Origin of the sequence: Variovorax sp. LjRoot84 (assembly GCF_964254305.1) — a bacterium.
Taxonomy (GTDB): Bacteria; Pseudomonadota; Gammaproteobacteria; order Burkholderiales; family Burkholderiaceae_C; genus Variovorax.
Map to the genome: position 1 here is coordinate 1,390,019 of NZ_CAXUTE020000002.1, position 21,638 is coordinate 1,411,656.

Genomic DNA, 21,638 nt, shown 5'->3' on the forward strand with positions numbered 1-21,638 from the left:
ACTTGACGTTAGGTGGGACCTGGGAGGTAGCAGCTTGCGGCTTTGGCTTGAGGGGCGATAGAATTTTGGTGCACCCAGCTCCCAAGCCTTACCAAGACCGCGCCATGCTGCAGTTCTCGACCCTCACCGCCAAACGCGTCGCTATCGACGCGCGCATGGCTGTGCGCATGTCGATTTGCTCGGGTTCCTCGACCCGTGCCTCGAATAGGGCAGTAGCGGCGACGTCGCCTCTCCTCCACCTCGTGTCCCCGTCTTAAGGAGCTGACCAGTCGGCTCCGCCAAGGAGCCCCGAATGGTCAGCAAGAACAAACGAAGCAAAGTTCCCCCGGGATTCGGCGTTCACAAAGCCGCCGGCGACTTTTCCGAGCCTTCTGAACTCCTCTTGCCGCTATGGGTGCTCGAGCAACTCGAGATCGAACAACTCGAACTCGATCGACTGCTGCGGGAAGAGGTTGCACGCAAAAGAGCTCAAGCAGATGCAGCTCACAAGGCAAGGGTGGAAGAGGATTGGCGCTCCCGGCCTCCAACGCCTCCACCGCCCCCAGTCGCTAGAAACCTGACGCCATTTCAGGCGGCACAAGCGCTGACCGTCCCAAACGAGGTGCCGCAGGCGCCTCCGGATACCGTCGCGGTATTCGACTGGGATGCGGCACGTGAACGGTTCGAGTCGTTGAAGAAGCACCCCTCCGCAGTCGAGCGAGAGATCATCACCAGAGATCTTCAGCACTTTGCCAAGGCCATGGCCAATGGACCGTGGCGCTCGGTCGCGCGTGTTGCGACCTGGCGGGAAGATCTCAAGCGGCTCGCTGCTGAGATGCCAAACTTTGCGGCAGTTGTCGATGCGATCCAGCGTGCGATGGCTCTGGCTGATCTGTCGGGCCGTCCGGCAACGCCTCAGCCCATCCTGCTGCTTGGCGCACCGGGAGTCGGCAAGACGCACTTCACACATCGCCTGGCAGAGGTCCTGCAGACGACGATCCACAGGCAACCGTTTGATAACCCGCAGTCCAACTCGGCCCTGCGCGGGTCGGAGCGACACTGGGGCAACTCGGCCGTGGGCGCACTCTGGGAACTCATCATGCTTGGCGAAAGGGCAAATCCCGTAGTCCTGCTGGATGAACTGGACAAGGGCGCCCACGGTGGCAACCACTACCGCCCGGTTGATGCGTTGCTCTCCTTGCTCGAGCCGGTCACGGCGTCGAAGGTGAAGGATGTCAGTGTCGACTTCGAGTTCGACGCGAGCCACGTGGTCTATGTGGCCACGGCAAACGACGCCGAGCGCATTAGCGAACCGGTGCGCTCGCGCTTTCTTGAGTTCTTCATCGAGGAGCCGGACGTCGACGTTCGTCTGGTGCTCGCGCACAGCATCTTCCAGGCAACGCTCGAACGCATGGTGCCGCGGGAAGAGGTGCGGGCAACGTTCGCTCGGCCAACGGACCTTCAGATCTGCCGCCTGGCGTGGATGACGCCGCGCCAGATCCGCATGGTCAGCGAGCGCGCCTTGGGTGCGGCTGCCTACGAGGGGCGTCGTCACTTCGAGGATCACGACTTCGATGCCCCCAGGCCGCGCGCGGTGCTCCCGGCGACGTCTCAGAGGCCGAAGGATGGCGACGGCGATGGGATCTCTGCATTTGTGGTCAGGAGTTGAGGATGGACACCCACCATCCCCCACATCACGGCTCGCTCGCGCAGCACTACGCCGAAGACTGGGTGTCGGGCGCCTTCGTGATCGAGCTGCCGGAGGCTTTCTTCGACGTGCCTGTGCTCTGGGTGCACGGTCACACGCACCAAAGCTTCGACTACCGGGTCGGCTCTTGCCGTGTGCTGTGCAACCCACGCGGCTACGTGGATTGGGCAGAACGGAGAACAAGGCGTTCGATTCTGGCCTGGTGGTTGAGCTCCATGCTTCTTGCAAAGATGGACTTCTGAGATGACCAAAGGTCTTTACGCGAATGCCGCTGAGACGTTAGCCTTGCTTCGTGAAGGGCAGAAGTATCGCCACGATCGTGCGCGCGCGGCCGACATGATCACGGTGGATGAGGCAGCTTCGCTCATGAAGGTAGATGCCTCGACCATCGCGAATTGGATCAGCGGCGGCCGCTGCATTGGGGTCGTCGGCCCAGACCGGGAGATGAGGGTGCCTCGATGGCAGCTCGAACCGTCGGCCTGGGCGTCGATTCAGCCGATTGCCGAATGCCTTGGCTCGAAGGACGCATGGCAGGTGCTGGACTTCCTGGAGACGCCGGCGCCTGCGCTGGACGGTCTGACGCCGCGCGTGGCCCTCGAGCAAGGAGCGCCGCTTGCGCGTGTCCTGGCCGCTGCTATGGCCGAATAACATTGATCGAAACATGAAACTCCTGATCCTCTCCGACCTCCACGCTGAGTTCGAGACCTTCGAAATTCCGAAGGGTCTGGACTACGACCTGGCCATCCTGGCGGGTGACATCGCCGCGCCTGGCCGCGTGGTCGCGCGCTGGCTGCGCAGTCCTGCCCGATTTGGGGACAGGCCGATCGTGCTGATCGCCGGCAACCATGAGTACTACGAGTCTGCGTTGGAGCAGGAAGAGGCCGAGATGCGGCGCCAGGCTGAAGGGCAGGGCGTTCACTTCCTCGATTGCAACGAGGTCGTGATTGCCGGCGTGCGCTTCCTCGGCTGCACGTTGTGGACCGACTTTCGCCTGCGCATCGACAACGCAGGCTTTGCAGGGCAGCCTGTACGGCTGCTGTCTGACCGGCATCGCTCGATGACGGAATGCTCGCGCTACCTGGCTGACTACTCCGCCATCCGAGTCGACGACCCGCACACTTCGAACTCGCGCGGCACGCGGCGATTGGTACCACTAGATACCCTGGAGATCCATAGGCGGCATCGCTCCTGGCTACGCAGGAAGCTCGTCGAGCCATTCGGAGGGCCCACGGTCGTGGTGACCCACCATGCGCCGCATCGCAAGTCGCTGGCACCGCGATTCGCCGAGGACTGGTCCTCTGGTGGCTTCGTCAACGAGATGCTGCCCGAGTTTTTCAAGGTGCCGGTGCTTTGGGTGCATGGACACACGCATGACAGCTTCGACTATCAGGTCGATGGCTGCCGGGTGGTGTGCAACCCGCGTGGCTATTTGAACTGGCACGGGGAGTTCGAGAACAAGGACTTCGACCCTAGACTGGTCGTCGAGGTCGGCACCTCGGGGAACCCGGAGCAAGGCTTCGATCAAATGGACATACCGGCTCTCGCCGCGCTGGTGTTCGGCGCGAAGGCCAATGCCTGGTTGAACAAGCCGCATGAACATCTTGACGGCCGAACGCCAGCAGAGTTCGCTGCCGCGGGCGGTTCTGAGCGAGTGCGGTCGATTCTGGTTTCAATTCAACACGGCGGTGTCGCCTGAGGTGATCAATGGTATCGAAGGATCCGACTCACAGGGCAATGGTGGCGCGCACCTTGTCAAAGGCGGTCGATGTTCTCGGCACGCGCGAGGCCGCGAGAAGATGGGTTCTCTCGCCTGCCATGGTCTTGGACGGCGCGCGACCGAGGGACCTTCTTCGTACGGAAGAAGGTGCGCATGCGGTTATGGAGTTCCTCATGCGTCTCGAATACGGCGTGTACAACTGGGCCGATCTCCCGGTTCAGATTGATAGCAGACCTTGGCCAGCCGGGCGATCACGCCGAAGGTCAGCTGCCAGGCGCGGCCGCGAACTGGTGCTCGCGGCCAGGAGCGGCCCTACGAACTTGCCCCTCAAAGCGGACCTTCAAACTCAGGATTCGATCGCCTGGCGATAGCGACGTCGAGCCACGCCCTCCCACGCCGCCACTACGATCAGCAGCAGCGTGGTCAAGCCGCTCAGCATCAGCGGGTCGGTGAGGTAGGCCAGAGGCGTCAGCATCGCCAGTCCTGACAAGCCGACCAGATGCGACAGCGGGAGGCGGCCGAACACGATCCCCTTGAAGATCGCATTGCCAAGCAGATACAGCATGGGCCCGCCAATCAGCACTGCCGCATAGGCGGTGCTCACATAGCCGTGCGGATGGTCGATCACCAGTTCGTTGCCCACCGCCGACACGATGACGCCGGCGACCAGAACCACATGGGCGTAGACGAACCGGACACCCAGCCGACCCGGATCGTGCGAATGGGCAATGGCGTGGCTGGCGGCCTTGCTGCCGGTATCGAAGTACACCCACCACATCGCCAGGCTGCCAAGGAAAGCGACCAGGAACGCGATCGCAGTCGACGCATCCCAGGCCTTGCCGTGGGCGAGCGTGGCGCCGGTAATCAGGATCGACTCGCCCAGGGCAACGATGACGAAGAGCTGCCAGCGCTCGGCCAGATGGCCGCCTTCGACCCTCCAGTCCGTGCTCCGCGATCGCCCCAGTCCGGGAAACCAGAAACCGAAGGACATGCAGGCATATTCGCCAACCACAGCCAGGCCCCACAGCGCTAGGCGAAGCTGGCTTTCGGCAAACGCGCCGGCGATCCACAGCACGCCGGAAAGCGAGAACCAGGCGAGGATGCGACGGAAGTTCGGCGTCAGTTCGTGGCGACCACCCAACAGGAACAGCACCACCAACGTGCGCCCGACCTGGATGGCCACGTAGCACAGCGCGAAGGGCAAGCCACGCCCGGTGAAGGCTTGCGGCAGCGCCGCGGCCATCACCAACCCCAACCCCATGATGCCGAACAACAGAAAGCGGACCGGCATCGCTTCGGGAGCGAACCAGTTCAACGCCCACGAGGTGTACTGCCAGGCATAAAAGACTGCCAGCCAGAGAATCAATGTCTGCAGCGCCCCCGCCGGACTCAGGTTCGCCAGCAGGTAGTGCGAAAGCTGGGTGACAGCGAAAACGTAGACCAGGTCGAAGAAGAGCTCGACGGAGGTGACGCGCGCTTCCCGGACCTCGCGGACGCGTAGCAATCTGCTGTCATGGGCATTCATGGCGGATTTTTCGAGGTTTCGGTATCGGAGCTCTTGGCTCCGAGTGCCGGAAGCTACAACAACTGTTGCACGGCGAAAAGGTCGAAGGGGCAGTACCTGCCACCACCAAAGCCGCCGAATTGAAAACAGTGTGGCTCAACCCATGTGCGCGTCGAACCATTCGATCATCAGCTTCGGGTTCTCGGGGAAATAGTTGTAGCCGTCCCAACGACTCGTCGAAGGTCCGGCGATGTACATCGTCCATATTGAAGGTCGGCCGGTTTAGGCCGACGATCGCGGCCATGGTGCGTCTACGCCAGTCGTTGGCAATGGCATGCCAATTGGCTTGCGAATCCTGTTGGTGAGCGACCCGGTGGAGAGCTCGCACGACACCGCTGTGCCAATCGAGCACGGTTCCCCCGGTGTCGAAGGTGATGGCGCGAAGTTTCATATTGCCTCGGTGTCCTTGAAGGTTCGCACGGCCGCTGCGATCTTGCTTGTCGGATCCGCGGGACGGCGGTACTGTCGAGTTTGCTACGGATACGCAATCCATGCTGTGAGAGTCGGGCATGCCGCAGGTTCAGACCTACCGTCCAGGATCTGATGCCGCACCGACGGCGGCTTGTTGTTGTCAACGTTGAAAGGAGACACATCATGATGATTGCACGCTGGCATATCGACGCCCGCTTCGGGCACAAGCAAACCGTCATCGACGCCCTGAAGAAGTGGTGTGGCGACATCGGTGCACAGGTCGGCTGGAGCGCCGACAAGCTGCGCATCACGACCGGTTCGATCGGGGCATTGGAGTCCACCATCGAACTGGAAGTCAGCGTTCAAGACCTTGCCGAGTTGAACGATTCGTGGACCAAGCTCGGCGCCATTGAAGCCCACAAGCAGTGGAGCCAGAATCTGGAGCCCTATGTTGTCTCGGCGACGCCGCGCTGGGAGATCCTGAGGGTCGTGTGACGCTGCTTGTTCAGTGCTTGCACGTGGGTCCCTGGATCCGACGTCTGCGGAACGCCGCGGAATCCGATCCGCGGCCCCGACTACTGTTCCTGCAGCGCGGCGATCAGTGGACAAGACACGGTGCCGTGGCTCGCGCAGCATTCGTCGATCAAGGTGGACAGGGCTGACTCGATGCGATGCAGGTCGGCGAGCTTGGCGCGCACATCGGCGAGTTTCTGCTCGCCAAGCAGGCGCGCGTCGTCGCAGTGTGTGCCGTCGTCCAGCGTGAGCAAACCGGCGACCTCGTCGAGGCTGAAGCCTAGGCGCTGGGCCGACTTGACGAAGCGCACCCGCGCCACATCGGCATCGCCATAGCGCCGGATGCCGCCACGGGGCCTCTGTGGTTCCGGCAGCAGCCCCTTGCGCTGGTAGAAACGGATCGTCTCCACATTGACGCCCGCCGCCTCGGCAAAGGCGCCAATGCTCAATTTGCCGTCGATCAGCTGCTTCATACTGCTTGACTCCGTACTTGAGTACGGGAGTATTGTGGGCTCATCGAACAGACAAGGAATCGATCGATGGAATGGATCACGCGTGCGGCCGACAAGGCGGGGGCGCTCGGGAGCATCGTCTCTGCCGCCTCGTGTCCGGCCTGTTTTCCGGCCCTGGCGAGCCTCGGCGCTGCAGCGGGCCTTGGCGTCTTCAGCGAGTACGAGGGCCTGTTTCTCACCACCTTGCTGCCGCTGTTTGCCGCCGTTGCGCTGATCGCCAATGCTTTGGGCTGGTTACGTCACCGCCAGTGGCACCGCAGCATCTTGGGCATGATCGGCCCGGCGATGGTCCTTGCGGCCATGCTGCTGTTCTTCGGCCATTGGTGGACCGCCGAGCTGCTGTACACGGGACTGGCCTTCATGGTCGGCGTTTCGCTATGGGATCTCCTGTCGCCCACGCACAAGCGCTGCGACGCGGAGGACTGCGCGATCGAACAGAGGCGCCCATGACCCGAGCAGAGAGCTCACACGGCGCCGCGGTTCTCGACTCGGTGCTCACATGTCCGCACTGCGGCCACGAGAAGCGCGAGCAGATGCCTGTCGATGCCTGCCAGTTCTTCTATGAATGCGAGCGCTGCAAGGCCTTGTTGCGCCCGAAGCCTGGCGATTGCTGCGTGTTCTGCTCGTTCGGCTCGGTGAAGTGTCCGCCAGTCCAGGCGCAGGCGCCATGCTGCGGGGATGGCCTGAGCGCCATCGCCGGCGCTCGCCAAGCCGCCCCAACTGCCGAGGCTGATTGATAGGCGCAGGGTAGATGGATTGGCCGCAAGTAGCCGGTGCAGGTCTGCGCTTGGGCGAGTGCTTCGATGCCTCAAGGCGCATGTCAAGCTGACTACCAGCACGCTTGACCTTGCCTTGGTGGGAAGGTCTAAGGTGCTTCCAGGGCTCGGCACTACCGCATTGGAGGTGCCCTGTGAAACACGCTGTCCATTCTCGCTGCAGCTTGGAACGGGGGCTGCTACGGCTCTACAACTAAGCGACCGCCGAAAGGCGCTTCGAGGTCGCCGAACACTTACTCTGCGCGTTGGAGCGAATGGCGACACCGACCCCTGCGGCCACTTGTGCGGTCGAGGAGGCGTACCTGTCCATCGTTCCTCATAGACTTCCCCGTACCATCGACGTCGATCGCTCGGCTGCGACGGCACCAACCCAGGATCGTCGTCCCAGGTTCGATGCATTCCATCAGCAGGAGGCACGGCACGTCGCAAGCCAGGAGGGCGAGCCTATGGCGCCTGACCGGACGAAGTACCGACACCGCGTGGCCGTCCGCCGGATGCGCATATAGCCCGTGCTGCGCGCCACGATTCGGGTGGCGAAGCGCGACCGCGAGGCCGCGTGTCAACGCCGGCGATGCGAAGTTCATCTGAGAATCCCTCGGGATGGCGATCGGGCAGCCATCGCCACCGCGGTGCCATCCTCGAAAGTCCTCTCCGCCGTGTGTCGGCCCGCTCTATTTGACCGAGGTGACAACGTAGCCGTCGCCTTCTTTCACGAACTTGACATGGACTTTCGAGCCGACAGCCAGCTTGTCGAACAGCGCCTTGTCCTTGATCGCAAAGCCCATGGTCATCGCAGGCCAGTCCAAGCTCTTCACGGGGTCGTGTGCAAGCGTGACCTTGCCCTGCGCCGCATCGATGCTCTTCACCACTGCATCGGTCTCATGGGGCTTGGACTTCGCCGCCTTGGAAGTGCCTTTCTTGTCCATGCCCTTCATCATCTCGCTGCACTTCTTGGCATCCATGCCTTGCATGTCCATGCCCTTCATATCCTTCATGTCCATGCAGTTCATGCCCTTGTCCTGCATCTTCATGCTCCCCATGTCGACGGACTGGGCGAAGGCAACGGCGGAGAAGGACAAGGCGGCGATCAGCGTGGCAGTTGAGCCGAGTTTCATGATGAGTTTCCTTGGAAATAAGAACTGGGGCCGCCTTTCAGACAGGCCGCCGAGAGAGCGGCCACCGTGATGGCCGCGTGTGGTTGGTATTCGTATGTGTCTGGCACAGAGCTACTTCGGTGTACCTCCTTGCAGAGGGAGTCGATGAGGACGTGCCTCGCGTGCATCGGCATAGTGCTGTCCGGTCAATGCGGCTTTGCCGGGTTTCATCACGCCCGAGCCAGCGCCATTGGCTGTGCTGCCGTCGTTGATTGGCACGAAGCCGCGCGGCCTTGCGTCCTTCATGGACTCCGCCACGATCTGGGGTCTGCTGTTGAACTGCGGCGCAGCCTCTTGCAATTGACTCTGCGCGTAGGCGCCGGACACGAGCAGGCTCGTTGCGGTAAGTACAAGAGTGGTTTTCATATCAAGTCCTGTTCAGAATGTGGGGATGACGCTGGCTGAGCGGGTCAGAGCACCCGCTCAGCACTCGCATGGAACGATCACGTCGCGCTTTCACTTCGCGGGGGCCGCACATGCCTTCACCTGGGCTTCGTAGCGCGCCTTGCGCAGGCGGTTTTCCCCGGGTGTGGTTTGCGGCCGCGGCCCATGGTCGAGCGGCAGCACAAGCGGCGCTGGCGGGCATGTCAGCGGTCTGCCCGCGATGCTCGCCATCTTGCTCGAGCTCGCGGCTTGCGCCACCAGAGCCTCTTGCCTGGCCGCGCGCGCGCGCTCAATGATTTGAAAGTCGGGGTCGGCCAGAGCGGGCCAAGCAGCGCCCAGCGCCAAAGCGCCGATGATGGAAATGAGCAGCTTCTTCACGATGTACTCCTAAGGTTGATCAGATGCAAAAGTTCGAGGGAACCTTCATCTGATCAATCCAGCCACCGGCAAAATGCGATGCGCACCGGCCATCGCAATCGCCAGCCTCCGGCGTCGAAGAACCATGTTGGAGCGGGTGACGTTGTCTGCACGGGCCAGGCCAGTACCGGCTCTTCTCGTTCCGTGCTCTCGCAACTGATGCCGTGTGTCGATGGCGCCGGAGCGATGTAGCAGCGCACGCAAGGCATGCAATCCGAGGCCATCGGCGTGGACTCCGAGGCCATGACCGAGATCGCAACCGGCCCGGCGTCCTGCATCGTGGCGACCGATGCCCGGGCTCCCGTGCCCAGCAACGTGAGGCACAGCAACAGCGCGACATACAACAGCGCGCGGCATCGTTGGAGACGCTCAGGCCATGCCATGACGCCTCCTCCAGAACGCGATGCGCCGTGCCTTGCGCTCTCCCGGTCGGCACATCAGCAGGTAGGCCGCGGGAATGACGAACATCGACAGTAGCGGCGCGCTGATCATCCCGCCAACCATCGGCGCGGCGATGCGCTGCATCACCTCCGAGCCGGTGCCGCTGCCCCACATGATGGGAAACAGGCCGGCCAGGATGACGGCCACCGTCATGGCCTTGGGTCGCACGCGCAGCACCGCGCCTTCGCGGATGGCTTCCAGCAAATCGGCGTTACCCGTGCGGCCTTCGTCGATCCGGTCCTGCCAAGCGTGCTTGAGGTACAGCAGCATGATCACGCCGAACTCGGCCGACACGCCTGCGAGCGCGATGAATCCGACCGCCCCCGCGACCGACAGGTTGTAGCCGAGCAGGTACAGCAGCCAGATGCCGCCCACCAGCGCAAAAGGCAGCGCAGCCATGATCAGCAGCGCCTCGTCGAAGCGCTTGAAGGTCAGGTACAGCAGCACGAAGATGATCAGCAGCGTGAATGGAACGACCACCTTGAGCTTCGCGGTGGCGCGCTCGAGGAACTCGAACTGGCCCGACCAGGAAACCGAGTAGCCCGGCGGCAGCTTCACCTCCTTCGCCACCGCGCGCTGCATGTCCTGCACGGCCGAGCGAAGGTCGCGGCCACGAATGTCCACGTAGACCCAGCCCGACAGCCGCGCGTTCTCGCTGCGCAGCATCGGCGGGCCGTCGGTGATGCGGATGTCCGCCACGTCGGACAGCACCAGCCGCGCGCCGCGCTCTGTGACGATCGGCAAGGTTCGCAGCTTCTCCAGAGAATCGCGGATCTCACGCGGGTAACGCATGTTGATGGGGAAGCGTTGCAGGCCTTCGACCGTCTCGCCGATGTTCTCGCCACCTACCGCCGAGGCGATCACCGACTGCACGTCGGCGATGTTCATGCCGAAGCGCGCGGCCTCGTCGCGCTTGATGTTCACGTCCACGTAGCGGCCTCCGGTGAGCCGCTCGGCCAGGGCGCTGGAGACGCCCGGCACATCCTTGAGCACACGCTCGATCTCGCCAGTCAGGCGGTCGATGGTCGCCAGGTCGGTGCCGGCCACCTTGACGCCGACCGGACTCTTGATGCCGGTGGCCAGCATATCGATCCGGTTGCGGATCGGCGGCACCCAGATGTTGGTCAGGCCCGGCACCTTGACGACGCGGTCGAGCTCCTCGACCAGCTTGTCCTGCGTCATGCCGGAGCGCCACTGGTCGCGCGGCTTGAACTGGATGGTGGTCTCGAACATCTCCAGCGGCGCCGGATCTGTCGCGGTTTCCGCCCGTCCGGCCTTGCCGAAGACGCTGGCGACCTCGGGCACGGTCTTGATCAGGCGGTCGGTCTGCTGCAGCAACTCGCCTGCCTTGCCCGCCGACAGGCCCGGCAGGGCTGAAGGCATGTAGAGCAGGTCGCCCTCGTCGAGCCGTGGCATGAACTCGCCGCCGATGTGCTGCAATGGCCACAGGCTCACCACGAGCACGACGGCGGCCCCCACCAGCGTCAGCTTTGGCCAGCGCAGCACCGCGTTCAGCAGCGGCTGGTAGGCCGCGATGAGAAAACGGTTCAGCGGATTGGTCTTCTCATCGGGAATCCTGCCGCGGATCAGATAACCCATCAGCACCGGAATCAGCGTCACCGACAACCCCGCCGCTGCCGCCATCGCATAGGTCTTGGTGAAGGCCAGCGGCGAGAACAGCCGCCCCTCCTGCGCTTCCAGCGTGAACACCGGGATGAACGACAGCGTGATGATGAGCAGCGAGAAGAACAGCGCCGGACCCACCTCGGCTGCCGAATCGGCGATCACGCGCCAGCGCGCTTCACCTTCGAGCGTGTGATCCGGATGCTCGTGATTCCACTGCTCGATGTGCTTGTGGGCGTTCTCGATCATCACCACGGCCGCATCGACCATCGCGCCGATGGCGATCGCAATGCCGCCGAGCGACATGATGTTGGCGTTGACGCCCTGGTAGTGCATCACGATGAAGGCGGCCAGGATGCCGATCGGGAGCGACACGATTGCAACGAAGGCCGATCGCAGGTGGAACAGGAAAATGAAACACACCACCGCGACGACGAGGAACTCCTCCAGCAGCTTGTGGCTCAGGTTCTCGACCGCGCGCTCGATCAGGCTCGACCGGTCGTAGGTGGGCACGATCTCCACGCCCCTAGGCAGGCTGGCCTGCAAGGTCTTGAGCTTTTCCTTGACGGCTGCGATGGTTTCCAGCGCGTTCTTCCCCGAGCGCATCACGATCACACCGCCGGCCGCTTCGCCCTCGCCGTCGAGCTCGCCGATGCCGCGGCGCATCTCGGGGCCGACCTGGATGCGCGCCACATCACCCAGGCGCACCGACACGCCGGCGTCGGTCGTCATGAGCGGCACCTTGCGGAAGTCGTCCAGGCTCTGGAGGTAGCCCGAGGCGCGCACCATGTATTCGGCCTCGCCGAGTTCGAGCACCGAGCCGCCGGTCTCCTGATTGGCCTTCTGGATTGCTTCGACGACTTTCGTATGCGGAATCTTGTAGGCGGCGAGCTTGTCGGGGTCGAGCACGATCTGGTACTGGCGCACCATGCCGCCCACCGAAGCCACCTCGGCGACGTTGGGCACTGTCTTGAGCTCGTACTTCAGGAACCAGTCCTGCAAGGCGCGCAGTTGAGAAGCGTCCTGCGTACCGCTGCGGTCGACCAACGCGTACTGGTAGATCCATCCCACGCCGGTGGCATCCGGGCCGAGCGACGCCTTGGCGCCGGCCGGCAGGCGCGACTGCACCTGGTTCAGATACTCCAGCACGCGCGAACGCGCCCAGTAGAGGTCGGTGCCGTCCTCGAACAGCACGTACACGAACGAGTCGCCGAAAAACGAATAGCCGCGCACCGTCTTCGCGCCCGGCACCGACAGCATCGTCGTCGTCAGCGGATAGGTGATCTGGTTTTCGACGATGCGCGGCGCCTGCCCCGGATAGGTCGTGCGGATGATGACCTGCACGTCCGACAGATCCGGCAGCGCGTCGAGCGGCGCCTTGGACACCGAATACACGCCCCAGGCGCTGATCATGAGCGTGGCCAGCAACACCAGGAAGCGGTTGGCGATCGACCATCGGATGAGCCTGGCGATCATTGCTTGCTTCCGGTTGCGGCGGGCGCTGCTGCCTTGGGCTCGGGCGCCATCGGCGTCACTCGGGTGAGCTGCGGCAGGTCGTCCTTGTCCATGAAGAACTCGAAGGTCACCCGGTCGCCGGTCTGGACATTGCGCGGTGCGCCGCCTGTGGGCAGCTTGAAGTCCATCGTCATCGGGCCCCACTTCATCGTGGCGATGGGGTCATGCGACAAGGTCATCGCGTCCTTGCTGATGCTTTCCACCTTGGCCTCGCCCACGTGCCTTGGAGCGCTCGCGGCTGCGGCGCCAGAAGGCGCAGCGCCCGATGCCGGCACGCTGTTCAAGCGCGCCTCGACACCCCTCAAACTCGCTTCCGAGTCGATCAGGAACTGCGATGAGACGACCACCCGCTGTCCCGCCTGCAAGCCGCGCTTGACCTCGGTCTGCCCACCGCTCTCGATGCCGATCTCGACATCCACCGGGCGGAAGCGTCCGTTCTCTTCGGCCAGCATGACCACCGTGCGCTTGCCGGTCTGGATGACGGCCTCGGTCGGAATCAGAAGCACCTTCTCAGCACGCATGTCCATGAACTGCATCGACACGAACATGCCCGGCACCAGCCGCGCGCCCGGGTTCGCTAACTCCAGTCGCGCCTTCAGGGTGCGCGTCGTCGGGCTGACGTCGGGAAGGATGGCCTGCACCTTGCCGTCGAATGTCTCACCCGGTGCGGCCGGGCTCCTGGCCTGCACCTTGGCACCCGGTCGCACGAGCGCCGACTGGCTCTCGGGCACTTCGGCATTGGCCCAGACAGTGGACAAGCCGTTGATGCGCACCAGCGTGGCGCCCGCCATCACCGTCATTCCTTCGCGAACGGCCAGCTCGGTAACCACGCCGGCAATGGGCGCGACCAGCGTGATCCGCGGTTGCGTCCGGCCACTGCGCGCCACGAGTTCGATCTGCCCCTCGCTCATGCCGACCTGTCGCATCCGCTGGCGCGCGCCATCGATCAGTGGGGCGAGATCAGTGCCGCGCATGCGTTGGACTGACAGAAACTCTTCCTGGGCGGCGATCCAGTCCGGTACGTAGAGCTCCGCCAGCGCCTGCCCCTTGGCCACGCGGTCGAGCGTGGCGCGCACATACAGGCGCTCGACATACCCGGTCGCGCGTGCCTGCACGATGACCTGGTCGCGCTCGTTGAAAGCGATGCTGCCAACGGCGGCGACCTGCGGCGACAGCGTGCCTTCCGACACGACCGCGGTTCGCACACCCAGGTTCTGCTGAACGCGCGAGCTGACGGTCACATTGTTCTGGTCGCCGTCGCCTCCGGCATAGACCGGGGACATCATCATGTCCATGAAGGGCGACTTGGCCGGCTTGTCGAACTTGTTTCCCGGCACCATGGGGTCGTGGTAGTACAAGACCTTCCTGCCATTTGCTGGATCGACGTCGCCCGCCTTGATGCCGGCCGCGATGTGCCGGCGGGTCGCGTCCTCGCCCGATTCGTTGGCTGGCGCGGCAGCAGGCGCAGCGGCCTGCGGCGACGAAGCGCCGCTGGAGCTCGGCGCTGCGTTGAGCGCACTGCCGCGCTGCAGGCCAAGCGTGTACAGGCCATAGCCGGCGGCGCCCAGGACCGCGGCGGAAATCAGGAAGGCGATGAGGCGTTTGAGTTTCATGGGAGTCTTTGTGGTCTGTGGTCGTGCTCAAGACTTGGCAGCCGCCGGGCCCTGGCCTGCCGGAACGAGGTAGTTCAATTGCGCCCACCGGCGCGCTGCGTCCATCGCCAGCCGCAGGCGCTCGAGCCGGGTATCGATCTCGCTACGACGCGCCTCGAGCACCGCTGAGAGCAGGCCGCTGCCGCCGCGGTACGCCGCGAGAGTGGCGCGCTGGCGCTCCATGGCCAGGGGGATGAGTGAGTCGTCGTAGCGCTTGATCCGCTCGCGATCGCTTTGCCACTCCTGCAACAAGGCGCGGGTCTCCGCCACGTGTCCGCGTATCGCTTCCTCGCGCTCGTCGCGCATCTGCTCTGCCAGCGCCAGCTTGGCCGCCAGTTCCCGATCCTGGCGGTTGGCCTGGTCCCACTGCAGCGGGATCGACACATTGATCGAAATCATGTTGGAGTAAGCCGATCCGCGCTGGCTGTACATGAGCTCGCCGCTCCAGTCGGCATGCTTGTTGGCTCGCGCGATCTCCGCTTCGGCGCGAGCTGCCTCCTCCTGTCTAGCCATCACTTCAATTTGCGGGTGATGAACGAGGACCTGCTCCAGGCTGTTTGGGTCGAGTCCGACGGCATCCGTGTTCGGGGGAGCGCCCAGCGCCTGGCCGGCCACGTCACCCGTCCAGCGTGAGAGCTGGGTGGCGGCCGTGGCGACCTGCCGCTCGGTCTGTGCGATGCGATCCTCGATCTGCGCGACCCCGGAGCGTGCGGCGAACACATCGGCCTGCGAGCCGCGCCCACCGCGGTACGCAGCGTCGGCCGCCTCGATCAGCAGGCGTGCTTCGTCACGCTGCGCGAGCAGCGCATCGCGCATGCGCTCCTGGTAGTAGCGATCCAGCCAAGCGACAGCGGTATCGCGCTGCAGGTTCGCCAAGGCGAGCGTGCGCTTCGCTTGCGCCGTTTCGGCCTCGCGATCGAAGCGGGCGGAACGCGCCTGGCGCTTGTCGCTGCGGGTGAATTCCTGTGCCAAGCCGACCGAACGCATCGTCATGAAGTCGCGCGTGAGGCTGAATCGATCGGCCCCGTTGACCGGCAGGTTGTTGATGCCGGCCTTGAGCGTGGGGTCGGGCAGCTGTGCGGCGGCGAGCGCCATGTTCCGTGCGGCCGAAGCGGCGGCATCCTGGGCCACGAGCAGGCGAGAACGGTTCTCGGCGAGGCGCAGAGCCTGGTCAAGGGTCAGGGCTTGGGCGTGTACTACGCCGGCGCCCATGGCGAGCATCGCGGCGATGCCAACGGTGAGCTTGCGCCACAGCATCACACCACCGGGCGTGCTGAAAGAAAAAGAGTCGATGAACATGAGATCTCCAGTGGACGAACGCAATCAGGTCGAACGGGGCTTGTGCAGGTGCGAGCAGGAACTCGCGGGCACGCGCAAGCGCGACCGATAGGCTGGTGCGAGCCGGTCAGGCCGACAGCACCAGCATCGTCAGGAGATCAAATTCGAAAGCAGCAGTGCAGGATGGCGAGTGGCGGCGAAGCCGCGACCTGCTCGAGCTCCATGTCGGCGGGAGGCCGGACATGCCCGAGATGCTCGGGCTGCACAGGGAGGGTGTAGAGGGTGGTCAGCAGCGCCGCGGGTACGGTGGGCGCCGGTGTGTGGTCCGCGCTTTGCTGGCCGAAACGGCAGTGCTCGGCACAAAGATTGGGGGCGCTGTTGTCGATCTGGTCACAGCCCACCATGGCGGCCTCTTCGCCAGGCGTCGCCGCGACGGAAGCATCCATGGCCACCATGGAGAGAGATTCCGGCGCGGCCGACAGTGTGGGACAGGCATAGGCAGCGATGGCCATCTGGGCAAAGACCAGCACGCCGATCAGCAGTCGGCACACGAATCGCCTGAGATCGCGCGTCATCGTCATGCTGCCACCGTGTCAGTGCGGTGATGCGCTTCGGTTCCCGAGCGCCTGGGCGAACGTCGAGGCGTGTTTGCCTGCCCGGCTGCGCCATCACCGGCAGTTGCCGCACCGGTGTCCTGACTCTCGGTAAGCGCCGCAATGATGGGACACGCCGAGCCTTTGGGCGCTCGAACGCAACAATCGGCGAGGCCCTTCAGCGCCAAAGCCATCGACTGCAGGTCGGCAACGCGCTCCCGGATCTCCGCGACTCGCTCGTGCGTGATCTCCCGAACGCGCGCCAGATCGGGCGTGGTACTCAGGGACACCAACTGCGCGATATCCTCCAGCGAGTACCCCAGTGCTTGCGCCCGCTTGATGAAGCGCAAACGGCGAACATCGTCGCCGGAGTACTGCCGAAAACCACCGTCCACTCGATTCGGCGCCGCCAGCAATCCACTGCGCTGGTAGTAGCGCACCGCCTCCACACCGACACCTGCCGCGTCGGCAAGCTTGCGGATGGTGAATGCGTGGGTGGGCATGGTGCAAAAAGCAAAAGAGATTCGGAGTAACCAATAAGTCTGTTGTTTGGTACGCAGTTTAAGCGACTTTTATTGCGTGTCAAATCGAGCCGACGCTCAATGGGTTTGGTCGATAGGGCTGTCGCCTCGGCCTATACACAGGTACGCCTGCTCGAGCGCGACCTCACAGTCGGGGTCGGACTTGGCCAGATGCTCCAGCGCGCACATCAGGGGCTCGGCGATCTCCCATCGCCCTTCGGCCAGCGCCCGCTTGCAAAGCCGTAGCACCTCCTGCTCCAGGCTCCTGCGAACCTGAACTCTATGCAGCATCGCAAGACCTCCACGACAGCCTGTTGCCACTGCGTGCAACATAGACCTTGCCATAGTGACAAGGTCAAGAGTGGGGTGATCGATTGAATCGCGGGTGCCGCCCCGGGGTGTCTGGCGCTGCCGTGTGCGCGGCCCGGAGCCTGCAAGGCCGTGTCCGTGACGTCCGTCAAGTTGGCGAAGCGCACGCGGCGGGGTCTGCGCGCAGATGCTCGGACCTAAGGCCGATTGAATGGATTGTTCATGGCGAATCTCCACGCGAGTGGCCGGCCGCTTCGACCGCGGGGGCCAGCGGGCCTTCACGGCAGTCATCGCGCGCGATGAACGGGGCGATGGAGCGGCGACCCAGCCACTGAACGACAGAGAAGGCTGTACCGACCGCCACGGCGACCAACAGACCCGCAGCGATGTCCAAGGGAAAATGGACGCCGACGTACACCCGCGCCCATCCGGTGATGGCGGCTGCAGCGACCATCGCAAATCCCAAGACCCGAAGTCGAGGGCGCAGCAGAAAGATCAGGGCGACGGTGAACATCACGGCTGCGTGCGCACTTGGCAGCGATCCGCGAGCACCGTGTGCGATGTAGGCAGGGCTCAGGCCCAACATGAAAGGGCGTGGCAGGTCGAGCAACCCCGCGATGGCATGCGCAATGGAGGCGGTTGCCGCGGAAACCACCAAAGCGGCTATTACATAGCCGCGCTCTGAAGGACGCTGCCATACCGCCCACCCCATCAGGCCCACGGTCACCCAGGCCCCGCCGAGCGCGATGGCGCAGGCGAGAGGCAGTAGCCAGGGATTGGGGTCATAGCCCGCGGCGATCCACTGGAATAGGGCGAGATTCACTGCCCTCATGCGGCCTCCCGCATTCGGTGCGCGCGCAAGCCGGCTGAGGTCCCGCGTCGCACCCTGCGGCGACCGCCCGACGATTCACCCAAGCATTCCAGACGGCGATTCACGTCAAAACCGAGGCGACATAAGAGCAGCTCGTAGAAGCGTGAATCGAGGGCTTCAAAGTCAGCATGGCGCGATGCTCGGTCTCGCTTATGAACGCAAGCTGAACAAGGTGCTCAACTTGATAGTTTTGTGATCGACGCCAAGCTACTGCCGCAATGACGGCCAAGTCCAATCACGACGTTCGATCACCCGTGAACGGTCCGGGCGCCGACAACGGCGGCGGCATGCTCGTCGGCCTCGAGGCACTCGAACCGGCCGCAAACGGTGTGTTTGAGCGAATATGCTGCAGTCCTTTACAGCTCCTTGAACCAGTTGGGATTCATGACGAAGCCGAGCACCCCGGGCTCTCGCTTATCTTCCGCACCCCTTCCGATCCCGCAGCGGTCGCGCTTCGTCAAAGCCGCCGCCTTCTTGTGGGGCTGCGTCGTCTTCATGCCGGTCGGCGCGAACTATCTTGCGGCCGGCATGCTGATCGTCGCATTGCTTTTTTCGTCCGGCTGGCGCGAACGTCGAGCGCGATGGCGCATGGATCCGCTGCGCTGGCCGATCCTGGCCTACCTGATGTGGACGCTGGTGGTGCTCGCGCTGCGGCCGCACCATCCCGAAACCACGCTGAGCCTTTGGCACGACATGCGCATCGCCACGACCCTGGCCATCCCCCTGGTGCTGTCCTTTGAAGAAGCCATCTGGGCGCTGCGGGGGTTTCTGCTTGCCGCCCTTTTTGCGCTCGTGGCGATCGTATTGACACACACGGCGGGCCTGCCCGACCTGCCGATCTGGCACAACGTCACGGTGATGAAAGGCAACAAGTCCATCAACGACGCGCTGCTGTTCGCAGTGCTTGGCGCGTCCGCGGCGGTCTGCGGCCTGGCGCATCTGAACGATACGCGCGATCGCTGGCACTGGGCCGGCCCCGCGTTCGCCATGACGGTCGCGACGGGCGTGATCGTGACGCTCACGCTGCCGTCCCGCACTTCCTTGCTGGGCCTGCTGGCGGCGATATTCGCGGCCTGCGTGCATCAATGGCGCGGCCGGTTGCGCGCCCTCGCCATCGCGCTCTGCGTCGGCGGCGCCGTCGCCGGCGGCCTGGTCTGGAACGCGCCATCGGTCCAGGAAAAGTTCAGGCTCGGCGTGCAGGAGATCGAGGAGGCCCAGGCCGGCGCCGTGTCGGAAGGCAGCTGGGTGGTGCGCTTTCACATGTACCGTGAAACCACGCGAATGATGTTCGACGAACCGTGGGCCGGCGGCGGGCTCGGCAGCTGGACGCCCGAATGGCATCGGCGCGGGCCGAACCTGCTGTACGACTACAGCATGCCGCACAACGACTTCCTTTGGATGGGCGCGGAAACCGGCGTTCCAGGCTTGCTGGCGCTGCTGGCCATCGTGTCGACGGGCCTCGTGGTCGCTTGGCGGCGGCGCGACCTCACCGGAAGGCTGGCCTTTGTCGGCATGCTGATCCTGCTGGTCGCGACCAGCGTCAACTCGGCCATGCGCGATGCCGCGATCGGTCTCAGCCTGCCCTGGATCGTGTTCCTCTACCTGCGCCTGGCGCGGGCGCCCGGCAATCCCTGGCTGCGCGTGCTGCCGGCCCGGATTGCGCCGCTGTTCGTGGGTCGCGGTCCGGCGCCTGCGGGCGGTCCGGCGCCTGCGGGCACCCCCTAAAACTTGCCGCCCTGCAGCGCGAGCAGGCCGGATCGGCCGGGCACGCTCCCGAGCGCGATGCGATGGCGCGGCAACGCCGTGCCGCGCAGCGCCTCGTGCAGCTCGCCCAGCCCCACCAGCGAATGCCCCTGCGCGCGCCAGCCCGCCATGAGTCTTTGCAGCACCGGCAGCAGCTTCATGCCCTCAAGTTCGGCGTGCAGCGTGTAGGCTTGGTCGCGCTTGCCGTCCTCGCACAGCGCCAGCAGGTGGCGATGCACGTTGTCCGGCGTGATGCCGTCGGTGCCGATCAACTCGTCCAGCGTAGGCAGCGTGGTCGGATACTGCGGCGGGCCGATGACGCTGCCGTCCGCCGCCACCGGCAGGAAGGGATGGGTGCCTCGAGTGTCGGAAGCCAGCCGGATGCCCAACAGCACCTCGGCCCGGGCGGCACTCTCGTTGAATTGCCAGCCGGCCGCACCATGCAGGCGTGCCGAGGCGCCGAACACTTCGGCAAAGCGCGTCGTGGCGTTCCCCATTTCGCGCAGGGCCCAGGCGTCGTTCTGGCCGAGCAGTCGGTCCTGCCAGCGCACATGGTCCCAGCAATGCACGCCGACCTCGAAGCCGTCGCCCTGCACGCTGCGCAGCAGCTCGGCCTCGCGCCGGCCGATGTCGGGCCCAGGCAGCGCGGTGCCGTAGAGCAGGGTTTTGAGGCCGTAGTGCTCGAGTACCGAAGTGCGCGACACCTTGCGCAGGAAGCCGGGGCGCAGCACGCGCAGCACCGCGCGGCCGGTGTGGTCCGGCCCCAGGCTGAACAGGAAGCTGGCGCGCGCCTGGGCCTTGTCCAGGGCCTTCACCAGGGCCGGCACGCCCTCGCGCGTGCCGCGCCAGGTGTCGACGTCGACTTTCAGGGCAATGCGCGCCATCGTCCGCCGGCCCTCAGGCCTCCAGATCCACGGCTGCAGCCGCTTCGTCGCGGTAGTAGGCCAACAGTTCGCTCAGGGCCTGCTGCATGCCGACCTGGGGACGCCAGCTCAGCTCCGCCATGGTGTTGCGGATGTCGGGCACGCGATGCAGAACGTCCTGGTACCCCTTGCCGTAATAGTCGGCGGAGGCGACGTTGATCAACTCGACCGCGTTCGCGGCCTCGCGATATTCGGGCAACTGCCTGGCCAGCGCCAGCATCACTTCGGCTAAGGCCCGGATCGATAGGTTGTTGCGCGGGTTGCCGATGTTGTAGATCTTGCCATCGGCGATGCCGCCCTCGTCGGCAATTATCTTGACCAGCGCCGAGATGCCGTCGTCGATATGGGTGAAGGCGCGCTGCTGGCTGCCGCCATCCACCAGCCGGATCGGCTCGCCGCGCACGATGTGGCCGAGGAACTGGGTGATGACGCGGCTCGAGCCCTCCTTGGGTGCATGTAGGCTGTCCAGCCCCGGCCCGATCCAGTTGAAGGGCCGAAACAGCGTATAGCGCAGCCCTTCCTGCTGGCCGTAGGCATGGATCACCCGGTCCATCAACTGCTTGGCGCAGGCATAGATCCAGCGGGGCTTGTTGATCGGGCCGTAGACCAGGTTCGAAAATTCCGGGTCGAACTCCTCGTCTTCGCACATGCCGTAGACCTCGCTGGTCGAAGGAAAGACGATGCGCTTGCCATAGCGCAGGCACTGGCGCACCACTGGCAGATTGGCTTCGAAATCCAGCTCGAACACGCGCAGCGGCTCGCGCACATAGGTGGCCGGGGTGGCAATCGCCACCAGCGGCAGCACCACATCGCACTTCTTCACGTGGTATTCGATCCACTCCTTGTTGATCGTCATGTCGCCTTCGAAGAAGTGGAACTTCGGGTGCTTCAGCCAGGGCGCGACCCGGTCGTCCTGCATGTCCATGCCATGAACTTCCCAGTCGGTGTTCTCGATGATGTGGCGGGTGAGGTGGTGGCCGATGAAGCCATTGACACCGAGGATCAGTACTTTGAGCATGCAGGGCAATCGTTGA

General features: G+C 64.4%; 25 protein-coding genes. 9 read left to right on the top strand and 16 right to left on the bottom strand.

What is annotated here, in order from left to right:
- The first annotated feature begins 292 nt into the window (after window positions 1–292).
- Genes ACSQ9I_RS37450 through ACSQ9I_RS37470 form a run of 5 tightly spaced genes read left to right on the top strand, consistent with a single transcriptional unit; the run spans window position 293 to window position 3,775 of the window.
- On the top strand, window positions 293–1,648 hold the full coding sequence (locus ACSQ9I_RS37450) for an AAA family ATPase (protein WP_436316972.1): 1,356 nt from the start codon (window positions 293–295) through the stop codon (window positions 1,646–1,648).
- 2 nt (window positions 1,649–1,650) lie between these two features.
- Window positions 1,651–1,929, top strand: a complete 279-nt coding sequence (locus tag ACSQ9I_RS37455) for a hypothetical protein (protein WP_436316973.1) — start codon at window positions 1,651–1,653, stop codon at window positions 1,927–1,929.
- Window position 1,930: 1 nt separating this feature from the next.
- Window positions 1,931–2,335 (top strand): helix-turn-helix domain-containing protein, encoded by a 405-nt coding sequence (locus ACSQ9I_RS37460; protein WP_436316974.1) that lies wholly within the window; start codon window positions 1,931–1,933, stop codon window positions 2,333–2,335.
- 13 nt (window positions 2,336–2,348) lie between these two features.
- Window positions 2,349–3,383, top strand: coding sequence for a metallophosphoesterase (locus ACSQ9I_RS37465; protein ID WP_436316975.1), 1,035 nt, complete (start codon window positions 2,349–2,351; stop codon window positions 3,381–3,383).
- 38 nt (window positions 3,384–3,421) lie between these two features.
- Window positions 3,422–3,775 carry an antitoxin Xre/MbcA/ParS toxin-binding domain-containing protein gene (locus ACSQ9I_RS37470; RefSeq protein ID WP_436316976.1) on the top strand — a complete coding sequence of 118 codons (354 nt, stop codon included), beginning with the start codon at window positions 3,422–3,424 and terminating at the stop codon, window positions 3,773–3,775.
- On the opposite strand, the gene ACSQ9I_RS37475 is transcribed toward ACSQ9I_RS37470, so the two are convergent.
- Entirely contained in the window at window positions 3,751–4,929 is a 1,179-nt protein-coding gene (locus ACSQ9I_RS37475) for a low temperature requirement protein A (protein ID WP_436316977.1), read from the bottom strand. The two genes, ACSQ9I_RS37470 and ACSQ9I_RS37475, sit on opposite strands and share 25 nt — an antisense overlap.
- A 633-nt stretch (window positions 4,930–5,562) precedes the next feature.
- Here ACSQ9I_RS37475 and ACSQ9I_RS37480 point away from each other — a divergent pair.
- Entirely contained in the window at window positions 5,563–5,874 is a 312-nt protein-coding gene (locus tag ACSQ9I_RS37480; protein ID WP_436316978.1) for a hypothetical protein, read from the top strand.
- A gap of 80 nt (window positions 5,875–5,954) precedes the next feature.
- Here the strand turns inward: ACSQ9I_RS37480 and merR are convergent, their stop codons facing one another.
- Window positions 5,955–6,365, bottom strand: a complete 411-nt coding sequence (merR, locus tag ACSQ9I_RS37485) for an Hg(II)-responsive transcriptional regulator (protein ID WP_436316979.1) — start codon at window positions 6,363–6,365, stop codon at window positions 5,955–5,957.
- Window positions 6,366–6,431: 66 nt separating this feature from the next.
- Between merR and merC the strand changes: the two genes are divergently transcribed.
- Both merC and ACSQ9I_RS37495 read left to right on the top strand, forming a co-directional pair.
- Window positions 6,432–6,854 (top strand): organomercurial transporter MerC, encoded by a 423-nt coding sequence (merC, locus tag ACSQ9I_RS37490; protein ID WP_436316980.1) that lies wholly within the window; start codon window positions 6,432–6,434, stop codon window positions 6,852–6,854.
- On the top strand, window positions 6,851–7,141 hold the full coding sequence (locus ACSQ9I_RS37495; protein ID WP_436316981.1) for a GDCCVxC domain-containing (seleno)protein: 291 nt from the start codon (window positions 6,851–6,853) through the stop codon (window positions 7,139–7,141). Before merC ends, ACSQ9I_RS37495 begins: the two co-directional genes overlap by 4 nt.
- Before the next feature lie 710 nt (window positions 7,142–7,851).
- Here ACSQ9I_RS37495 and ACSQ9I_RS37500 read toward each other — a convergent pair.
- The 12 genes from ACSQ9I_RS37500 to ACSQ9I_RS37555 form a co-directional block, all read right to left on the bottom strand.
- Window positions 7,852–8,295, bottom strand: coding sequence for a copper-binding protein (locus ACSQ9I_RS37500; RefSeq protein WP_436316982.1), 444 nt, complete (start codon window positions 8,293–8,295; stop codon window positions 7,852–7,854).
- 111 nt (window positions 8,296–8,406) lie between these two features.
- Window positions 8,407–8,700, bottom strand: coding sequence for a hypothetical protein (locus tag ACSQ9I_RS37505; RefSeq protein WP_436316983.1), 294 nt, complete (start codon window positions 8,698–8,700; stop codon window positions 8,407–8,409).
- A 90-nt stretch (window positions 8,701–8,790) separates the two neighbouring features.
- On the bottom strand, window positions 8,791–9,096 hold the full coding sequence (locus ACSQ9I_RS37510) for a hypothetical protein (RefSeq protein ID WP_436316984.1): 306 nt from the start codon (window positions 9,094–9,096) through the stop codon (window positions 8,791–8,793).
- Window positions 9,097–9,149: 53 nt separating this feature from the next.
- Window positions 9,150–9,518 carry a hypothetical protein gene (locus ACSQ9I_RS37515; RefSeq protein ID WP_436316985.1) on the bottom strand — a complete coding sequence of 123 codons (369 nt, stop codon included), beginning with the start codon at window positions 9,516–9,518 and terminating at the stop codon, window positions 9,150–9,152.
- On the bottom strand, window positions 9,505–12,675 hold the full coding sequence (locus tag ACSQ9I_RS37520; protein ID WP_436316986.1) for an efflux RND transporter permease subunit: 3,171 nt from the start codon (window positions 12,673–12,675) through the stop codon (window positions 9,505–9,507). Before ACSQ9I_RS37520 ends, ACSQ9I_RS37515 begins: the two co-directional genes overlap by 14 nt.
- Entirely contained in the window at window positions 12,672–14,327 is a 1,656-nt protein-coding gene (locus ACSQ9I_RS37525; protein WP_436316987.1) for an efflux RND transporter periplasmic adaptor subunit, read from the bottom strand. The genes ACSQ9I_RS37520 and ACSQ9I_RS37525 overlap by 4 nt, the downstream gene beginning before the upstream one ends.
- A gap of 27 nt (window positions 14,328–14,354) precedes the next feature.
- Window positions 14,355–15,623: a TolC family protein gene (locus ACSQ9I_RS37530; RefSeq protein WP_436316988.1), complete on the bottom strand. Its 1,269-nt coding sequence runs from the start codon at window positions 15,621–15,623 to the stop codon at window positions 14,355–14,357.
- Between the two features lie 179 nt (window positions 15,624–15,802).
- Window positions 15,803–16,225, bottom strand: a complete 423-nt coding sequence (locus ACSQ9I_RS37535; protein ID WP_436316989.1) for a hypothetical protein — start codon at window positions 16,223–16,225, stop codon at window positions 15,803–15,805.
- Entirely contained in the window at window positions 16,222–16,740 is a 519-nt protein-coding gene (locus ACSQ9I_RS37540) for a MerR family transcriptional regulator (RefSeq protein WP_436316990.1), read from the bottom strand. The genes ACSQ9I_RS37535 and ACSQ9I_RS37540 overlap by 4 nt, the downstream gene beginning before the upstream one ends.
- Before the next feature lie 96 nt (window positions 16,741–16,836).
- Window positions 16,837–17,049: a hypothetical protein gene (locus tag ACSQ9I_RS37545; protein WP_436316991.1), complete on the bottom strand. Its 213-nt coding sequence runs from the start codon at window positions 17,047–17,049 to the stop codon at window positions 16,837–16,839.
- Between the two features lie 238 nt (window positions 17,050–17,287).
- Complete coding sequence (locus ACSQ9I_RS37550; protein ID WP_436316992.1) at window positions 17,288–17,899, bottom strand: phosphatase PAP2 family protein; 612 nt, start codon at window positions 17,897–17,899, stop codon at window positions 17,288–17,290.
- A gap of 395 nt (window positions 17,900–18,294) precedes the next feature.
- The gene (locus ACSQ9I_RS37555) at window positions 18,295–18,435 is read right to left on the bottom strand and encodes a hypothetical protein (protein ID WP_436316993.1); all 141 of its coding nucleotides are present in this window, start codon (window positions 18,433–18,435) and stop codon (window positions 18,295–18,297) included.
- On the opposite strand from ACSQ9I_RS37555, the gene ACSQ9I_RS37560 reads away from it, so the two are divergent.
- Window positions 18,434–19,663, top strand: coding sequence for an O-antigen ligase family protein (locus tag ACSQ9I_RS37560; protein ID WP_436316994.1), 1,230 nt, complete (start codon window positions 18,434–18,436; stop codon window positions 19,661–19,663). The two genes, ACSQ9I_RS37555 and ACSQ9I_RS37560, sit on opposite strands and share 2 nt — an antisense overlap.
- Here ACSQ9I_RS37560 and ACSQ9I_RS37565 read toward each other — a convergent pair.
- Together ACSQ9I_RS37565 and ACSQ9I_RS37570 are read right to left on the bottom strand one after the other, a co-directional pair.
- Complete coding sequence (locus ACSQ9I_RS37565; RefSeq protein ID WP_436316995.1) at window positions 19,660–20,565, bottom strand: 4-deoxy-4-formamido-L-arabinose-phosphoundecaprenol deformylase; 906 nt, start codon at window positions 20,563–20,565, stop codon at window positions 19,660–19,662. The genes ACSQ9I_RS37560 and ACSQ9I_RS37565 overlap by 4 nt on opposite strands.
- A gap of 13 nt (window positions 20,566–20,578) precedes the next feature.
- Window positions 20,579–21,622, bottom strand: coding sequence for a bifunctional UDP-4-keto-pentose/UDP-xylose synthase (locus ACSQ9I_RS37570; RefSeq protein ID WP_436316996.1), 1,044 nt, complete (start codon window positions 21,620–21,622; stop codon window positions 20,579–20,581).
- Window positions 21,623–21,638: the final 16 nt, after the last annotated feature.

Bases quoted from the DNA above. Each gene is read 5' to 3' on its own strand.
- ACSQ9I_RS37450 (WP_436316972.1), top strand. From the start codon at position 293: ATGGTCAGCAAGAACAAACGAAGCAAAGTTCCCCCGGGATTCGGCGTT.
- ACSQ9I_RS37455 (WP_436316973.1), top strand. From the start codon at position 1,651: ATGGACACCCACCATCCCCCACATCACGGCTCGCTCGCGCAGCACTAC.
- ACSQ9I_RS37460 (WP_436316974.1), top strand. From the start codon at position 1,931: ATGACCAAAGGTCTTTACGCGAATGCCGCTGAGACGTTAGCCTTGCTT.
- ACSQ9I_RS37465 (WP_436316975.1), top strand. From the start codon at position 2,349: ATGAAACTCCTGATCCTCTCCGACCTCCACGCTGAGTTCGAGACCTTC.
- ACSQ9I_RS37470 (WP_436316976.1), top strand. From the start codon at position 3,422: ATGGTGGCGCGCACCTTGTCAAAGGCGGTCGATGTTCTCGGCACGCGC.
- ACSQ9I_RS37475 (WP_436316977.1), bottom strand. From the start codon at position 4,929: ATGAATGCCCATGACAGCAGATTGCTACGCGTCCGCGAGGTCCGGGAA.
- ACSQ9I_RS37480 (WP_436316978.1), top strand. From the start codon at position 5,563: ATGATGATTGCACGCTGGCATATCGACGCCCGCTTCGGGCACAAGCAA.
- merR (WP_436316979.1), bottom strand. From the start codon at position 6,365: ATGAAGCAGCTGATCGACGGCAAATTGAGCATTGGCGCCTTTGCCGAG.
- merC (WP_436316980.1), top strand. From the start codon at position 6,432: ATGGAATGGATCACGCGTGCGGCCGACAAGGCGGGGGCGCTCGGGAGC.
- ACSQ9I_RS37495 (WP_436316981.1), top strand. From the start codon at position 6,851: ATGACCCGAGCAGAGAGCTCACACGGCGCCGCGGTTCTCGACTCGGTG.
- ACSQ9I_RS37500 (WP_436316982.1), bottom strand. From the start codon at position 8,295: ATGAAACTCGGCTCAACTGCCACGCTGATCGCCGCCTTGTCCTTCTCC.
- ACSQ9I_RS37505 (WP_436316983.1), bottom strand. From the start codon at position 8,700: ATGAAAACCACTCTTGTACTTACCGCAACGAGCCTGCTCGTGTCCGGC.
- ACSQ9I_RS37515 (WP_436316985.1), bottom strand. From the start codon at position 9,518: ATGGCATGGCCTGAGCGTCTCCAACGATGCCGCGCGCTGTTGTATGTC.
- ACSQ9I_RS37520 (WP_436316986.1), bottom strand. From the start codon at position 12,675: ATGATCGCCAGGCTCATCCGATGGTCGATCGCCAACCGCTTCCTGGTG.
- ACSQ9I_RS37525 (WP_436316987.1), bottom strand. From the start codon at position 14,327: ATGAAACTCAAACGCCTCATCGCCTTCCTGATTTCCGCCGCGGTCCTG.
- ACSQ9I_RS37530 (WP_436316988.1), bottom strand. From the start codon at position 15,623: ATGCTGTGGCGCAAGCTCACCGTTGGCATCGCCGCGATGCTCGCCATG.
- ACSQ9I_RS37535 (WP_436316989.1), bottom strand. From the start codon at position 16,225: ATGACGATGACGCGCGATCTCAGGCGATTCGTGTGCCGACTGCTGATC.
- ACSQ9I_RS37540 (WP_436316990.1), bottom strand. From the start codon at position 16,740: ATGCCCACCCACGCATTCACCATCCGCAAGCTTGCCGACGCGGCAGGT.
- ACSQ9I_RS37545 (WP_436316991.1), bottom strand. From the start codon at position 17,049: ATGCTGCATAGAGTTCAGGTTCGCAGGAGCCTGGAGCAGGAGGTGCTA.
- ACSQ9I_RS37550 (WP_436316992.1), bottom strand. From the start codon at position 17,899: ATGAGGGCAGTGAATCTCGCCCTATTCCAGTGGATCGCCGCGGGCTAT.
- ACSQ9I_RS37560 (WP_436316994.1), top strand. From the start codon at position 18,434: ATGCCGGTCGGCGCGAACTATCTTGCGGCCGGCATGCTGATCGTCGCA.
- ACSQ9I_RS37555 (WP_436316993.1), bottom strand. From the start codon at position 18,435: ATGAAGACGACGCAGCCCCACAAGAAGGCGGCGGCTTTGACGAAGCGC.
- ACSQ9I_RS37565 (WP_436316995.1), bottom strand. From the start codon at position 20,565: ATGGCGCGCATTGCCCTGAAAGTCGACGTCGACACCTGGCGCGGCACG.
- ACSQ9I_RS37570 (WP_436316996.1), bottom strand. From the start codon at position 21,622: ATGCTCAAAGTACTGATCCTCGGTGTCAATGGCTTCATCGGCCACCAC.